Origin of the sequence: Nocardioides sp. NPDC057772, from assembly GCF_042798075.1 — a bacterium.
Lineage (GTDB): Bacteria > Actinomycetota > Actinomycetes > Propionibacteriales > Nocardioidaceae > Nocardioides.
The window spans coordinates 1-15,803 of record NZ_JBHVKN010000118.1 but is presented as its reverse complement, the minus strand read 5'-3'; the positions used below and the strand labels follow the sequence as shown (position 1 = coordinate 15,803).

15 protein-coding genes are annotated in these 15,803 nt (G+C 69.5%); 14 read left to right on the top strand and 1 reads right to left on the bottom strand.

Features of this window, described 5'->3' with window-relative positions; all coding sequences use genetic code 11:
* From ACFVJS_RS18245 to ACFVJS_RS18190, 12 genes are all read left to right on the top strand, one after another.
* Positions 1-453: MCE family protein (locus tag ACFVJS_RS18245; protein WP_378883052.1), on the top strand; the 453-nt coding region annotated here is incomplete at its 5' end.
* Complete coding sequence (locus ACFVJS_RS18240; protein WP_378883049.1) at positions 450-1,793, top strand: MCE family protein; 1,344 nt, start codon at positions 450-452, stop codon at positions 1,791-1,793. The genes ACFVJS_RS18245 and ACFVJS_RS18240, both read left to right, overlap by 4 nt.
* Complete coding sequence (locus ACFVJS_RS18235) at positions 1,790-3,142, top strand: MCE family protein (RefSeq protein WP_378883046.1); 1,353 nt, start codon at positions 1,790-1,792, stop codon at positions 3,140-3,142. The genes ACFVJS_RS18240 and ACFVJS_RS18235 overlap by 4 nt, the downstream gene beginning before the upstream one ends.
* Entirely contained in the window at positions 3,142-4,419 is a 1,278-nt protein-coding gene (locus ACFVJS_RS18230) for an MCE family protein (protein WP_378883043.1), read from the top strand. The genes ACFVJS_RS18235 and ACFVJS_RS18230 overlap by 1 nt, the downstream gene beginning before the upstream one ends.
* Positions 4,420-4,425: 6 nt before the next feature.
* Positions 4,426-4,998 (top strand): hypothetical protein, encoded by a 573-nt coding sequence (locus ACFVJS_RS18225; protein WP_378883040.1) that lies wholly within the window; start codon positions 4,426-4,428, stop codon positions 4,996-4,998.
* Between the two features lie 82 nt (positions 4,999-5,080).
* Positions 5,081-5,914, top strand: coding sequence for a hypothetical protein (locus tag ACFVJS_RS18220; RefSeq protein WP_378883037.1), 834 nt, complete (start codon positions 5,081-5,083; stop codon positions 5,912-5,914).
* 113 nt (positions 5,915-6,027) lie between these two features.
* Positions 6,028-6,504, top strand: a complete 477-nt coding sequence (locus ACFVJS_RS18215) for a pyridoxamine 5'-phosphate oxidase family protein (RefSeq protein WP_378883034.1) — start codon at positions 6,028-6,030, stop codon at positions 6,502-6,504.
* A gap of 31 nt (positions 6,505-6,535) precedes the next feature.
* Positions 6,536-6,730: a ferredoxin gene (locus ACFVJS_RS18210; RefSeq protein ID WP_165112007.1), complete on the top strand. Its 195-nt coding sequence runs from the start codon at positions 6,536-6,538 to the stop codon at positions 6,728-6,730.
* A gap of 6 nt (positions 6,731-6,736) precedes the next feature.
* On the top strand, positions 6,737-7,624 hold the full coding sequence (locus tag ACFVJS_RS18205; protein ID WP_378883032.1) for an SDR family NAD(P)-dependent oxidoreductase: 888 nt from the start codon (positions 6,737-6,739) through the stop codon (positions 7,622-7,624).
* Positions 7,624-8,382 (top strand): glucose 1-dehydrogenase, encoded by a 759-nt coding sequence (locus ACFVJS_RS18200; RefSeq protein WP_378883029.1) that lies wholly within the window; start codon positions 7,624-7,626, stop codon positions 8,380-8,382. Before ACFVJS_RS18205 ends, ACFVJS_RS18200 begins: the two co-directional genes overlap by 1 nt.
* A gap of 116 nt (positions 8,383-8,498) precedes the next feature.
* Positions 8,499-9,668, top strand: a complete 1,170-nt coding sequence (locus tag ACFVJS_RS18195) for a hypothetical protein (RefSeq protein WP_378883026.1) — start codon at positions 8,499-8,501, stop codon at positions 9,666-9,668.
* Positions 9,668-10,549, top strand: a complete 882-nt coding sequence (locus ACFVJS_RS18190) for a hypothetical protein (protein WP_378883023.1) — start codon at positions 9,668-9,670, stop codon at positions 10,547-10,549. The genes ACFVJS_RS18195 and ACFVJS_RS18190 overlap by 1 nt, the downstream gene beginning before the upstream one ends.
* Positions 10,550-10,668: 119 nt before the next feature.
* Here the strand turns inward: ACFVJS_RS18190 and ACFVJS_RS18185 are convergent, their stop codons facing one another.
* A complete protein-coding gene (locus ACFVJS_RS18185) occupies positions 10,669-11,304 on the bottom strand; it encodes a TetR family transcriptional regulator (RefSeq protein ID WP_378883021.1) in 636 nt (211 codons plus the stop codon).
* Between the two features lie 162 nt (positions 11,305-11,466).
* On the opposite strand from ACFVJS_RS18185, the gene ACFVJS_RS18180 reads away from it, so the two are divergent.
* Together ACFVJS_RS18180 and ACFVJS_RS18175 are read left to right on the top strand one after the other, a co-directional pair.
* The gene (locus ACFVJS_RS18180; protein WP_378883019.1) at positions 11,467-13,608 is read left to right on the top strand and encodes an acyl-CoA dehydrogenase family protein; all 2,142 of its coding nucleotides are present in this window, start codon (positions 11,467-11,469) and stop codon (positions 13,606-13,608) included.
* 84 nt (positions 13,609-13,692) lie between these two features.
* On the top strand, positions 13,693-15,729 hold the full coding sequence (locus ACFVJS_RS18175) for a P-loop NTPase fold protein (protein WP_378883017.1): 2,037 nt from the start codon (positions 13,693-13,695) through the stop codon (positions 15,727-15,729).
* Positions 15,730-15,803: the final 74 nt, after the last annotated feature.

Genomic DNA, 15,803 nt, shown 5'->3' with positions numbered 1-15,803 from the left:
GCCCTCTCCCAGACGATCGCCGCCCGCGGCGACGAGCTGGAGTCGCTGTTGCAGGACGCCGAGAAGGTCGTGCAGCTCGTCAACGAGCGCAAGCAGGACATCATCAGCGTGATGGAGAACGGCGACCAGGTCTTCGCCGAGCTCATCCAGCGCCGCCAGGCCATCCACCAGCTGCTGGTCAACGCCACCGCCCTGGCCGAGCAGCTGCGGGCCCTGGTGAAGGAGAACCAGAAGCAGATCGGTCCCGCGCTGGACGCGCTCGAGCAGGCGCTGAAGTTCCTCAACGCCCGCGACGAGGATCTGACCAAGACCATCCAGAACTACGGGCCGTACGCGTCGATCCTGATCAACATCATCGGCACCGGCCCCTGGTTCGACGCCTACCTCGCCAACCTGACCGGCATCGTGAGCGGGGAGTTCGTGCCCGGACGACGACCAGGGATCGTGCAATGACCAACATGATCGAACGACTGACCGAGGTCCCGCGCCGCAGGGGCCGGCGGCGTACGCAGGTGCCGTTCGCCGTGGCCGGGACCGAGCGGCACTCGGGGCCGAGCCTGCGGTCCAAGTGGGCGGCGCTGCCGATCGCGCTGGTGGTGATGTGCGGACTGCTGCTGGTCTCCGAGGTCGCCGCGCCCGACACCAAGCTGGTGACCGCCAGCTTCCCGCAGGCGGTGAGCATCTACGAGGGCTCCGACGTCGTCATCATGGGCGTGAAGGTCGGCAAGGTCGCCTCCCTGGAGCCGAAGGGTGACCACGTGGACGCGGTGATCGAGTACGAGAGCGACTACAAGCTGCCCGAGGACGTGAAGGCCGCCATCGTCACCCCGACCCTGGTCGCCGACCGGTTCATCCAGCTGACGCCCGCCTACACCGGCGGGCCGACCCTGGCCGACGGCGGGGAGATCCCGATCGAGCGCACCGCGGTCCCGGTCGAGCTCGACCGGATCTACGCCAGCCTCTCCGAGCTGACCACGGCGCTCGGCCCCAACGGCGCCAACAAGAACGGCGCGCTGAGCGACGTCCTGAGCGAGGGCGCGGACGCCTTGGAGGGCAACGGCGAGCTCGGCAACCAGGCGATCGCCGACATGTCCGAGGCCGCCCAGGTGCTCGGTGGAAACTCCGAGCAGCTCTTCAGCACGCTCTCCCAGCTCTCCGAGGTGACCCGCACGCTGGCCCGCAACGACGAGACGACCGAGAAGTTCCTGACCGACCTGTCGACGGTCTCCACCCAGCTTGCCGGGGAGAGCGACGAGCTCGACCAGGCGCTCGCCGCGATCGCGCAGGCGGTCAAGGTGACCAAGTCCTTCGTCGAGAACAACTCCGACGCCCTGGTCGGTGACGTCAAGGAGCTCAACAAGACGCTCAACGTCCTGGCCAAGGAGAAGGAGACCCTCGGCACCGTCATCGACCTCGCGCCGCTCGGCATCGGCAACCTGGCCGAGTCCTTCGACCCGGCCTCCGGCTCGGTCGGCTTCCGGCTCCAGGTGGGGCCGATCGGCTCGGATCTGTCCAACATCCTCTGCATGGTCGTCGAGAACGACCAGATCCCGGGCGCCAAGGAGATCTGCGCACTGTTCAAGGCGCTGCTGCCGAACGGCTCGACCGCGCCCGCCGGTGAGGCGCTCACCGAAGGCGGCGCCCCCACCAACCGGGAGACCGAGACCGGGCTGCCGGTCGAGACCGACACCCCGGCCAAGCAGCCCGAGGTCGAGCCCGAGGTGGTCACCGAGGGTGGGATCGGTGCCCTGAGCGGGTCGCTGCAGGACCTGATGTCAGGAGGCAAGAGGTGAAGACCAGAGTCTTCCTCGCGATGCTCGGCGTCCTCGCGGTGGCCAGCGGGTGCGGCGTACAGGCCTATGACCTGCCGCTCCCCGGCAAGGAGGTCGGCGAGGGCGACGGCTACGTCGTGACCGCGGAGTTCAACGACGTCGTCGACGTGGTGCCGCGCACCAAGGTGATGGCCAACGACGTGCCGGTCGGCCAGGTCGACAAGGTCGAGCGGGAGGGCTGGCACGCGAAGGTCACCATGACCATCCGCAAGAACATCGAGCTCCCTGCCGACGCGCTGGCGAACGTACGCCAGACCAGCCTGCTCGGCGAGAAGTACATCGCGCTGGTGGCACCCGAGGGATCCACGATCGCCAGCGCCGGCAAGCTGGGCGACGGCGCGACCATCGGCCTCGACCGCACCAACCGCAACCCCGAGGTCGAGGAGGTGCTCGGCGCGCTCTCCTTCCTGCTGGCCGGCGGCGGCGTCGGGCAGCTGAAGACGATCAGCGACGAGCTCAACACGATGATGGACGGGCGCACCGGCGACATGCGGGCGCTGCTGGGCAACCTGGAGACCACGGTCGCCTCGCTCAACCAGCAGAAGGGCTCGATCATCCGAGCCATGGAGCAGGTCGACCGGTTGACCCGCACCCTCAACAAGGAGTCCAAGTCGATCGAGGCAGCCATCGACTCCTTCGGGCCGGCCCTCGAGGTGCTCCGCCAGCAGCACGCCGACCTGGTGAAGATGATGAAGGCGCTCGACCGGCTCGGCGTGGTCGCGACCCGGGTGATCAACCAGAGCGGCGCCAACCTGACCACCGCGCTCGAGGACCTGGCGCCGACGCTGCGCGAGCTCGCCGACGCCGGTGACTCGCTGCCGCGCGGCCTGATGATGGCGGCCAGCTTCCCGTTCCCCGAGAACGCCTCCGGACTGGCGATGGGTGACTACTCCAACGCGCTGTTCCACATGGACCTCGACCTCGGCAAGCTGGTCGGCAGCCTCACCAACGGCGAGTCACCGGGCCTGCTGCCGCAGGTCTTCCAGATCTGCCTGTCCTACTCCAAGGGGTGCGAGGCGATCCAGCCGCTGGCCAAGGCGCTCTGCGACCTCACCAACATGCAGATCGTCTGCTCCGTGGTCGGCAAGGAGGACACCGCGGCCAAACCGGGCGAGAAGACCCCGAAGCTGCCCGACATCTCCGACCTGCTGCCGAAGAGCTCGGCCTCGACCAAGACACCGGGGCTCAACGATCTGGTCCCGGAGATCGCCGAGGGCCTCTCCGCACCCACCGACACCGAGTCGCCCACCGCGGAGCCGACCACCGGAGGCCTGGCCGGTCTCCTCGGACTGCTGGGAGGCGGTAGCTGATGACACGGAGCGTACGCAACAAGCTGGTCGTCTTCCTGGTGCTCGCCGCGGTCGGCATCTTCTACGTCTCGGCCGCCTACCTCGGTGTCGTCGACCGGGTCCTGGGCCGCCACGTGGACGTCTCGGTCGACCTGCCCGCCTCCGGCGGCCTCTATGTGGGCAGCGAGGTCAACTACCGCGGCATCGGCATCGGACGGGTCGCGTCGATGACCGTCACCGACGAGGGCGTACGCGCCGGGCTGCAGCTCGATCCCGGCACCCAGGTGCCCAAGGACGCGAAGGTCGAGGTCCACAACCTGTCGGCGGTGGGGGAGCAGTACGTCAACTTCATCCCCGAGTCGGCCTCCGGCCCCTACCTCGCCGAGGGCGACGTCGTCACCGCCGGGCCCGAGTCGATGCCCGGCACCACCGACGAGCTGCTCACCGAGCTCAACAGCTTCACGACCTCGATCAACGGCGAGGACCTGAGCACCGTGGTCGCCGAGCTCGGCACGCTGTTCCGCGGCAACGCCGAGAACCTGCGTACGTTGCTCGACTCGGGTTCCACGCTCGTCGACGAGGCCGCGGCCCATCAGAAGGAGACGATCCGGCTCCTCAACACCAGCCAGACCGTGCTCCAGACCCAGAAGGAGCACAGCGGCGACATCCGCGAGTTCGCAAGGGGGCTCGAGGAGGTCACCGCGACGCTGGACAAGCGCGACCCGGAGCTGCGCGAGATCCTGCAGGGCGGCGAGGCGACCGCGGTCCAGGTGCAGTCGCTGCTCGACGGGCTGCAGCCGCTGCTGCCGGTCTTCCTGGCCAACCTCAGCACCGTCAACGAGGTGCTCACCGCCCGGCTGCCGGCGATCGAGCAGACCCTGGTGACTTTCCCGCGTGTCGTCGCGACAGGGTTTACCGGCTCACCCGGTGACGGCTACGGTCACCTGTCGATGGGGTTCGTCTACACCACACCGCCGTGCCAGGAGGGCTACAAGCCCGCCGACCAGTGGATCCCCGGCACCGTGATGGAGGACCAGCCGCTCTACCCGGCCAAGTGCACCGACGAGCGGGCCCAGCCCGGCTACCAGGGCGACAACCCGATCATGCAGCGCGGCGTCAACATGGTGCCCAAGCCCGAGGGTGTCCAGAAGTACGTGACGACCTACGACCCGAAGACCGGGCGCACCCAGCTCCCCGACGGAAAGACGGTCACGATGTCCACCCCGACCGATGACGGAGGCCTCGTCTCCGCCCTGTCCGACGACTCCTGGCGATCGATGATCCTGGGGGAGGAGTGAGTCCGCATGAGCTCTGACAACCCCCTCGAGGTGAAGCTATCCCTCGCCAGACTGGGCCGGGTCAACACCGTGCTCGCGGCGGTCGTGGTGATCTTGGTCGTGCTGACGGCAGCCGTCTTCATCGGCGGCGCCCGGGTGCTGCCCTGGACGACACCCGCCGAGGCCGCGGCCGCCGACTACGACGAGGTGAAGGCGGTCGCCGAGGAAGGCGTGATCGCCTTCCTCGACGTCGACTACCGCGACATGGACCCACGGATCCAGGCGGTCAAGGAGATCTCGACCGGCACCTTCGGCAAGGAGTACACCGCCATCGCTGAGCAGATCCGGCAAGCCGCCATCCCCGCCCAGACCATCTCCAAGGGCAAGGTCAAGCAGGTCGGGATCCGCGCGATCGGGTCGAAGAAGGCGGTCGTGCTCGTCGCCGTCGACTCGGTCGTGACCAGCAGCCAGACCGCCGAGCTGAAGAAGAGCGACACCTGCCCCTACGACGGTGCGCGGTGCTCCAAGTACCGCTTCAAGGTGTCGCTGGCCAAGACGAAGGACGGATGGCGCATGTCCGACCTGGCAGGAGTCAACTGATGAGCGAGCGTCAGCGAGTGAACAATGGGATCCTCATCGGGGCGCGTCCGTACCCTGGCGCTTGCGCTACGGAGGTGGCCCGATGACAGGCGTACGAGCGAACGGATCGGTCTCCACCGGCCAGAAGGAGTGCCCCTTCTGCGCCGAGACGATCAAGGCCGCTGCGATTAAGTGCCGTTACTGCGGGTCCGACCTGCTGCCGCCGGCCGAGGATCCGGAACCCCAGGACGTACGCGACGAGGTGGCCGCCGTCGAGGGTGCGGAGGCCGAGGCGGAGTCTCAACCTCAGGATGAGGGTGAGTGTCCTGCCGAGGAGCGAGGCGGGTTCGCCGAGCGCTGGCTGGGCGACGGGAGCCGCGTGCTGACGGCCGTTCTGGGCGTACTCGTCCTGGTGGCCGGTTGCCTGCTCTGGCTCGCCGTCGACAGGGCGTCGAAGGACGACGTGGCCCCCGGAGGTGAGCTGACGGCAGCCGGATCCAGGGCGGCGATCATGGAGCACTCGGTCGGACTGACCCAGACGGTGATGTCCTACCAGGCCGCCAGTGCCGAGAAGGACATCGCGGCGGCGAAGAAGCTGATGACGCCGGCGATGCAGAAGGAGTACGACAAGACGCTGCCCGGCGAGGACAAGCGCAAGGAGCAGGCCGACCTCGGGATCAAGGTCGACGCCCAGGTCGCGCCGCTCTCCGAGGAGGGTGCCAAGGCCGCCGAGGAGGGCAAGGCCTGTGTCGACGAGGACTGCGCCGCCTCGATCATCTCCGCCACCGAGGAGTCCGCGAAGGTGCTGCTCTTCGTCAACCAGAGCGCGACCGCGCCGAAGACGAAGAACACCGTGGTCAGTCCGACGTGGGAGGTGCTGACGCTGGTCAAGGAGGACGGCGGCTGGCTGATCTCCGAGATGGAGGCCGCCTCCTAGTCGAAGCGGAGCCCGAGGCGATGGGCCTAGTCTCACGATGAGGCCCCTACGAGGGGCGTCACTGTCCCGAATATGATAGAACGCGTTCTAGTTTCACTGCTCGAGGAGGGCACATGGCCGGCTCACGCCAGTCCGTACAGCTGACCGAGGCGGAGATCGAGGAGTTCCTCGGCTCGCAGATGAAGGTGCAGGTCGCGACCGTCGGCCCCGACGGCGCCCCGCACCTGACCACGCTGTTCTACGTGCTCGAGGAGGGCAAGATCGTCTTCTGGACCTACGGGTCCTCGCAGAAGGTCCGCAACCTGCGCCGCGACCCCCGCGTCACCTGCCTGGTCGAGGACGGCGTGGACTACTTCGAGCTGCGCGGGGTGAGCATCACCGGCAAGGCGCGGCTCGTCGAGGACTACGACGAGATCAAGGGCATCGGAGCGCGGGTGATGGCCCGGATGGCCAACGGCGCCGACCTGGGCGAGCTCGGTGAGGAGCTGGTGTCGAAGCAGGCCCACAAGCGCGTCGGCATCGTCATCGAGCCCGACAAGGTCGCAAGCTGGGACCACCGCAAGCTGGGCGCGCTGCCCGGTCAAGGCTGACTTCGATGAAGACGAGGAGAAGGAGACGGACATGGCAAAGGTGATCGCGGACTTCGACCTGTGCGAGTCCAACGGGATGTGCGAGTCGTTCGCTCCCGACGTGTTCGAGATCGACGACGACGACTACCTGCAGATCGCGGACCCGACGGTGACCGACGAGAACCGCGACCGCGTCGAGCAGGCCGTGGCCGGCTGCCCCAAGGCAGCCTTGAGGATCGAGGAGTAGCCCCGCGTGAGCGTTGACCTGACAGGCAAGATCGCGATCGTCACCGGTGCCGGAGCCGGTCTCGGGCGCGCCGAGGCGGTCGCCCTGGCCCGCGCCGGCGCCCGGGTGGTGCTCAACGACCTGCCCGGCGCCGCCGAGGAGGCGGCCGAGGAGATCCGTGGGTTCGGCGGCGAGGCGGTGATCGCGGCCGGTGACGTGAGCGAGCGTGCCACCGCCGACGCGATGATGGCCGCCGCCGTCGACGGGCTCGGCGGCCTCGACATCGTGGTCAACAACGCGGGCATCACCCGCGATAAGATGCTCTTCAACATGTCCGACGAGGAGTTCGACCTCGTCGTACGCGTCCATCTCCGCGGACACTTCCTGCTGACCCGCAACGCCTCGGCCCACTGGCGCTCGGTCGCCAAGTCGACGGGCGCGCCGGTCGACGCCGCGGTGGTGAACACCTCCTCCGAGGCGTTCCTCTCCGGTCCTCGCGGACAGGCCAACTACGGTGCCGCGAAGGCCGGGATCACCGCCCTGACGATGTCGACGGCCCGCTCGATGGGCCGCTCCGGCGTACGCGCCAACGCGATCTGCCCACGCGCGGCGACCGCGATGACGGAGGGCGTGCTGTCGGGAGACTCCTACGGACCCGAGCACGTGGCTCCGCTGGTGACCTATCTCGCCTCGCCGGCCGCAGCCGCGATCACCGGGCAGGTCTTCGTGGTCTACGGCGGCATGATCGCGGTCCTGGCGCCGCCGACGGTGGCCGAGCGCTTCGACAACGCCGCCTGGGACCTGGACTCGCTCGACAAGCAGGTCGGCGGCTGGTTCGCCGACCGGGACCCCGCGGCCGGGTTCTCGGCCGACTCGATCATGCAGCTCACGCTGAAGGACGACAAGGAGCAGTGATGGCACGTCTCGAGGGCAAGGTCGCGATCGTCACCGGCGGCGCGCAGGGGCAGGGAGCTGCGATCGCGCGGGCGTTCGTGTCCGAGGGTGCCAAGGTGGTGATCGCCGACGTGGCCGACGAGCCCGGCAAGCTGCTCGCCGAGGAGCTGGGGGAGGCGGCGCTCTTCGTGAACCACGACGTGAGCTCGGAGGAGTCCTGGACGTCGCTGGTGGCCGAGACCAGCGTTGCGTACGGTCCGGTCAACGTGCTCGCCAACAACGCCGGCATCCTCCGCTTCGGCGAGATCCTGACCCAGCCGGTCGAGGAGTTCGAGCTGCTGTGGCGGGTCAACACCCTCGGCTGCTTCCTCGGGATGCGCTCGGTGATCACGACGATGAAGGAGAACGGTGGCGGCTCGATCATCAACGCCTCCTCGATCGAGGGCCTGGCCGGGATGGCGTTCGTCGCCGGCTACACCTCCACCAAGTTCGCCATCCGCGGTATGACCAAGGCCGCGGCCCTCGAGCTCGGTCCGAGCGGCATCCGGGTCAACTCCGTCCACCCCGGCATGATCGACACCTCCATGACCCGCGGCGTCGGCGCCGACGACGCCGCCATGGAGTTCGGCGCCTCGAAGGTGGCCCTCAAGCGCGTCGGCCACCCCGCGGACATCGCCCCGCTCTACGTCTACCTCGCCTCCGACGAGTCGAGCTTCGTCACCGGCGCCGAGATCGCCATCGACGGCGGCGCCACCGCCACCCACGCCTTCGGCGGCTGACCCCGGTCGAGCGCCACCGTCGGTCCGGGTGAGTCGGCCGCGCGTGGGGCCCGGGTCCGGCATACTGCGCTGGAAGGTTTCAGTCAGCGGGGACGAACCGAAGGCCATCAGAAGACATGTCTCGACGACTCAGTGCGGTCGCCACCATGGTTGTGCTCGGAGTCTTCGCGTGGTTCTACGTGTTCGCGATGGCCGTGCCGATTCGCCCCGGGGACGCCTACACGGTCTGGGCCGACCGTGGGCAGGCATGGTTCGGTGCCCTGGTCTCCCGGTTCCTGAACGGGCTGTCTTTCCTGTGGGGATCGATGGTGAGAGACGAGTACGCGGCTGCGCCCGAGACGGCGTTGCCGACGGTGCTCTTCGTCGTCCTTGTCGCGGTGTTGACCTATGCGAGTCTGAGAAGCGGGACGGCTTCTGTGGAGGGTGCCGTCGGTCGGGTTCTGGGTGCGTGCCTTCTCGCGGCCGGGTTCACGAACCTCCTCCTCATCGTCCTGGCGACTTCGAGGCTGGCGGACGAAGGTGCGATCTCGTTCTCGGAGGTCCTCCCGCCTGGGCTGGACGGCGCCATCTGGCTAGGGATCGCGCTCGGCGTTGTCGGAGGCGTCGCCGCGTCTGTTTCGGTGGTGTTGGCACAGCTCGCGGCCGAACTCGGTGCCGGTGACGGATCTGATCCGGCTGAAACGGCATCAGTGCCGGTGGCGCAGTCAGCGCCGCCCTCCCAGGTCGCGACCTGGGGTGTGCTGCCGCTTCTGGCGCTGGTGCTGGTCGGTGGATTCGTCTGGGACTACGGCCCCGACGCCGATCCCGATGCGGTCGGGGAGCCGGGTGCCACGTGGTTGCGTTTGGTCTGGTTCGCCCACGCCAGGTTCGCCGCGCCTCATGACCCGCACGCGCTGAGCGGTACGTTCGAGACCTCGGTCTGGCTGCCACGCACGTTGAGCTCGGCGGTTCTCATCGTCCTCGTCTGGCTCGGGGTACGGCTGCTGGTCGCCCGCTGGCGACGTGGTGACGAGCCGAAGGCGCTCGGCATTGTGCTGCAGTGCTGGGGCTTGATCGCCGTGCTGGCCGCAGTGGTGGGCCTGGTCGAGGGCGCAGTCGCGCCCGCACCCGACCAGGGGCCGGCAGCGCACTACCTCGCGCTGAGCAATGTCGCCGCCGCGGTCCGCTTCGGCACCTGCTTCGGCTGGCTCATCGGTCTCGCGGTCGCGCTCGCTCATCGGCTCGGCGGCGTTCCGGCTGCAGAGACGGTTCCCGCTGACCAGGTTCTCGAGAGGGGTACGGACTGATGGAGGACGAGGCGCGGGAGGAACCGGCCGAGACGGAGGCCGACGTCGCGGAACGTAAGCCGACTCCGGCTCCCGAACGGCGTCGCACGGGCTCGTCGTGGTGGCTGTCGTTGACGAAGAAGCAGGTGGCTGTCATCGCAGTAGTGGTCGGGGGTGCGCTGACGGCGACGTTTTCCAATGGTCTGCAGAACCTCTTCACCGGTCTCCTGCCCGACGGTTGGGACGAGCCAGGCAGCGGCATCGAGATCGTGGACGTACGCCGGCAGCCGTTGAGTGGCCCGGTGCTGATCCCGGAGGCGGTGGAGTTCGATGACATGACCGACGCCCGGGAGAAGGTCAATGATCCCGACTGGGAAGCGCAGCACGAGTGGTATGCCGCGGGCCGTGTGACATGGGAGGTCACGCTCGTCGGCCGCCACCGCGATCCGGTTGTGATCACCGACCTGCGCCCCGAGCGGACGGGTCCATGCACCGAGCGGGTCGAGCGCGGCACCCTCGTCGACGACATCACGCAGGGCGAGGGCGACAAGATCGAGCTGAGGACCGCCATCGACGCCGGCTCGCCCGAGCTGATCTCGGTCGAGGACGGCACGGCGTACTTCGACAACGGCACGGTCACGCTCGAGAAGGGCGAAACCGTGATCATCGCCATTCAGGCGACCAGCGCGAGGCAGACCTGCCAATGGGTGCTCGAGGCCGACTACGTCGACAACGGCAAGCGCGAGACGATGACGATCAGCGCCCCCGGTGACCGCCCGTTCGCGATCACGGGTCTAGTCGAAGACCGCCCCTATGACCTCATCTGGGCGGTGGCCTGCAACAGCCGCGCGATGACGCCTGAGGAGGTGTCCGCGTCCGAGAAGCCGGCCGATTGCAACTAGGCCGAGTGGTCGCCAAGGCAGGCCGAGGCGTCAGCTACGTCGGTCGACACGTCAGCGGGTGCCGACTCGGCCGACGTAAGTGACGCCTCGGCCGACCGGGGGGACGGCTCGACGTGGGGTCAGCGCAACAGCAGGCGTACGGCGACGTCGATCGACTTCTCGACGTCCTCGGTGTCCATCCGGCCGGTGACCCAGGAGATGAGGGCGGAGAGCCATACGTCGGAGATGATCCGGATGATGGCGGCCTCCTCCTCGGTGACCTCGCCGTGGTCGGGGGTGCCGTGCATGGCGCGGGCGATGACGGTGGTCAGGCTGGTGCCGACCTCGTGGATCTCGCCGGTCACCGACTGGTCCGCGAACATGAAGGCGCGGACCAGGGCCTCGGTGAGCTTGGGCTGCTTCTGCAGGGCGCGGGTGCGGCGGTTGAGGACGTACATGATCCGCTCGTGAGCGGTGTCGCCCGGGGTCGCGCGGATGGCGGAGCGCTCGACGTCCTTGGTGAACTCGCGCGCCAGGGCGGAGACCAGGAGGTGGATCTTCGAGGGGAAGTAGCGGTAGAGAGTGCCGAGAGCGACCTCGGCCTGCTCGGCGACGGCGCGCATCTGCACGGCGTCGAACCCGCCCTCGGCCGCAAGCGTGATGGTGGCGTCGAGGATGCGCCGACGGCGCTCTCGCTGGGCCGCGGACCCGCCGGTGGGCGGGGTGGCCGGAGTGGGGCCATCGGTGTTGCGCGGCTCCGTGCTGACGGACGTCACTGGTTGTCCCCCCTAGGACTATGACCGGATCTCGATCTGTGGTTTCCAGGCTAACCGCATCGGCGCCTGAGAGTGAAACACGTTCCTTCGTGAGTCTAGACTTGTAACACGTTCTACATCAGTCTCTATTCCTGAAGGCCGCGGAAATAGTAGGAGGTCCCTGTGCCGATCGGCATCACCGACGAACACCAAGCCCTCAGCGAGAGCCTGCGCGACTGGGCGAAGGGTCTGGGTGGGATCGCGCTCGCGCGGGCCGCCGAAGGCGCCGCCACCGCGGGCTTCGACGAGGTGTGGCGCGGTGTCGAGGAGTATGGCGTCGCCGGCATCGCGGCGCCCGAGCCGAACGGCGGTGGCGGCACCCTGCTGGACGCCGCGGTCGCGCTCGAGGCCTGCGCCCACGAGCTGCTTCCGGGGCCGCTCCTCGGCACCACAGTGGCTGCCTTCCATGCGGGTGTGGCGGGCCTCGGCGACATCGTCGACGCCGTCACCGCCGGCGGGTGCGGGATCGCCCTCGACCCGGTCCTCGAGGCCGGCGAGCGTCTCACGGGCACCGTTCCGGTCGTCTACGACGGCGGGGCAGCGGCCCATCTGCTCCTCGGAGCGCGCGGCGCGGACGGTGCGGAGCGCTGGTTCGTCCTCGCGTCGGAGCAGGCGGACGTACGTCCCCAGGTCGGGCCCGACCTCACCCGGCGGGTCGCCGAGGTGCGGGTCGACGTCGACGCCGGCGAGGCGGTCGAGCTCCCGGGTCTGAGCGGCGAGACGGTGCGGCGTACGGCGCTCACCCTGGCGGCCGCGGAAGCCTCGGGGATCGCGCAGTGGTGCCTGACCACGGCGGTCGAGTACGCCAAGGTGCGCGAGCAGTTCGGCGCACCGATCGGCTCGTTCCAGGCGATCAAGCACCTGTGCGCGCAGATGCTGGAGGAGGCCGAGGCGGTGGCCGCGACCGCCTGGGACGCGGCCGCCTCGGCCGAGACGGTGCTGTCCGAGGGGGGAGAAGCCGGTCAGTGGGACTTCGCGGCCGAGGTTGCGGGTGTCACCGCGCTCGACGGCGCGGTGCGTGCTGCGCAGGACTGCATCCAGGTCCTCGGCGGCATCGGCTTCACCTTCGAGCACGACGCCCACCTCTACCTCCGCCGCGCGGTCGCTCTGCGCAGCCTTCTCGGTGCCGGCGACGCCCACGCTGTCGCGCTGGCCGGGCACGCCGTGGCCGGGACCCGCCGCTCGGTCCGGGTCGACCTCGACGGCCGGGACGAAGACGTACGCCCCCGGGTGCGAGAGACGGTGGCGGCGATCGCCGCACGTCCGGAGGCCGAGCTTCGGGACGCGCTCGTCGACGCGGCCTATCTCGCGCCGCACTGGCCGGCGCCGTACGGCCTCGGTGCCGGGCCGGTCGAGCAGCTCGTCATCGACGAGGAGCTGGCCGCAGCGGGTGTGGCGCGCCCGGACATCAAGATCGCCGGGTGGGCCGTGCCGACCATCATCGAGCACGGCACCGACGCCCAGCGGGAGCGGTTCGTCGACGCCTCGCTGCGCGGCGAGGTCGTCTGGTGCCAGCTCTTCAGCGAGCCCGGTGCTGGCTCCGACCTGGCCTCGCTGGCCACCCGGGCCGAACGCGTCGAGGGTGGCTGGCGGCTGACCGGGCAGAAGGTGTGGACCTCGCTCGCGGCCGAGGCCGACTGGGCGATCTGCCTGGCGCGTACGAACCCCGACGTCCCCAAGCACAAAGGCATCACCTACTTCCTCGTGGACATGGGCAGCGAGGGGATCGATGTGCGTCCACTGCGCGAGCTGACCGGCGACGCCCTCTTCAACGAGGTCTTCCTCGACGATGTGTTCGTGCCCGACGAGCTCGTCGTCGGCGCGGTCGACGGCGGCTGGCGGCTGGCGCGGACGACGCTGGCCAACGAGCGCGTCGCGATGGCCTCGACCAACCTCGGCGGCAGCGTCGAGCGGGCGGTCGCGCTCGCCGCCGGTCGAGGTGAGGCGGAGCTCGCCCGTGTCGGGCGCGCGGTCGCGCTCTCGACGGTGTGCGCCCTGCTCGGCGTGCGCTCCACGCTCAAGGCGCTCGCCGGGCGCGGGCCGGGTGCGGAGTCGTCGGTCGCCAAGCTGCTGACGGTGCGCAACCGTCAGGATGCCTCCGAGCTCGTCGTCGACCTGCTCGGTCCGCTCGCGCTCACCGACGACCCGCAGGTGCGTGAGGACCTGCACCAGTCGCAGCTGACCCGCTGTCTCTCCATCGCCGGAGGCACCACCCAGGTGCTCCGCAACGTGGCCGCCGAGCAGATCCTGGGGCTGCCGCGCTGAGCACTGCCGTGCGTGTATTCACCTGACGGGCGGCGTTCGGGGCGCTAGGTTGCTGTCGCCGATCTCGAGGACTCAGGAGCTCACGTGCCACACGACGGCGCAGCCGCAGCACCGAACGACGCGCCTACGGTCGAACGGGAGAGCCACGGGCACAGCGCCGACGGCGGCGTCGCCTCGTTGCGAGCTATCCTGCGGCGTACCAAGGAACAGGTCGGCCCCTATCACCAGGACGCGCGCGACGCCCGGTGGGCTCTCGCCCGGGCGATGCTGCTGGCGCCACGCAGCGAGGTCGGAGACGCGGACGCCACCGGGAGGCAGTTCCGGGCGGAGCGGTGCGCGCAGGTGTTCGTCGAGCATCTCGACGAGGCGGTGGCGGCTCACGGAGCACCGAGCTGGCAGGCGCGGAGCGCGAGGGCGGAGCTCTCCCGGGCCTACCGGCTCCTGCTCGAGGACCCGACCAGCCAGGTCCGGGTCTACGACGACCACCTCAGGGCCGTGCTCGCCGATGGCGCGCATCGGATGATCGACCAGGTCCGCGCACGCCAGGACCTGGCCAACGCATACGCCGACATCCACAAGTTCGACGAGGCGATCGCTCTCTACCAGGAGAACGTCGACAGCCTCGAGCGCTCGGAGCGGTTCGGCGCGCACAGCCGCTACAGCGACCACGCCCGGCGCCTGCTCGAGTGGGCGCAGAAGGCGCGCCGCGACGTCGGGGCCGACAGGATGCCCGTACGCCGCCCGCGGCTGCGGCCCTCCGCGCACCGCCACGCGGTGCCGCTCGAGGACGGGCCGGCCATGGCCGATCTGCTCGGCGTGGACGGCGACGTCGACGCGCTCGGCCGGATGATCGCCGCCAGATCGACCCAGCCGCCGCTGGCGATCGCCCTGCTGGCGCCCTGGGGCGGCGGCAAGTCGACCTTCATGCGCCTGCTCAAGCACAAGGTCGAGGTGGAGCTTCCGGCCGAGGACCCCGCCACCTTCCACACCAGCGTCGACGTGGTCGAGTTCAACCCCTGGCACTACAGCGACACCCACGTCATGGTCGGGATGTCCCGAGCGATCTTCGAGTCGCTGACCCGCTATCTGGAGCGCCGCGTCGCCGAGAGCGGGTCGACCGAGACCTCCTGGCGTGAGCAGGTCGAGGAGCGCAAGGCGCTGACGGCGACGCGGAGCCGCCTCGAGCGCACCCAGGACGCCCTGCGGACCAACTCGGTGGTGCAGCGCCCACGCGCGGCGCTGATCGCGCTGCGTACGCTGCCCGACCTCGTCCTCGGCCGCAACCACAAGGTGATGCGCATCCTGGTGATGCTCAGCGCGGCCTCGTTCCTCATCGCCCTGGCAGCCGTGCTCGGCTGGGAGGCCTGGGGACTCGACGTCGGCGCGAGGGTGCGCGCGTGGGCCGACGTCGTGCTGCGCTCGGCGCCGGCGCTGCTGGTCCTGTCCACCGTGTGGGCGACGATCCTGGAAGGTGTGCCGAAGGCGGCGGCCATCCACCGCAAGGTGCGCTCCGGCGCGTCCTGGCTGGTGGGGTTCGTGGCGGCAGGTGTCGATGCCGAGATCGGTCGCATCGACGAACGGCTGAAGCGGACCGAGGCGCGTCCGACGACGGCGGCGGTGGCCGATCTGGAGACGATCCTCAGCGACCCGGAGCGCGCCGCCGAGCGCGATGTCCAACGGGGAGTCGTCGGGGTGCTCCAGACCCAGTTCGAGGAGCTGGCCGAGGCCTACGGCCTGGGCCGGAACGGCACGCTCGGCACTCAGGTGGCTGCGGACGACCTCCGGATCCGCCGGATCGTGCTGCATGTCGACGACCTCGACCGGTGCCGCCCGGAGCGGGTCGTCGAGGTCCTGCACACCCTCAACCTGCTCCAAGCGACGCGCCTCTTCGTCGCCGTGGTCAGCGTCGACCCGCGCTGGCTGCGACGGTCGCTGCGCGAGCTCGACCCCACCCGCCCCGGGGACCCGGACGCGTCCGAGGTGAGCGGGCGGCTGAGGGACGAGATCGGCGATCCGCTGGACTTCCTCGACAAGATCATCCAGATCCCGTACGCCCTGCGGCCGATGAGCGCCGCCAATGCCGAGGAGTACTTCAGCCGGCTGGTGCGCAGTTGCGGATGAGCCGGGAGGCGAACTGCGGGAAGAGTTCGGCGAGCAGCGGGACGTCGCCGTCCAGGCGGCGCTCGATCTCCGTG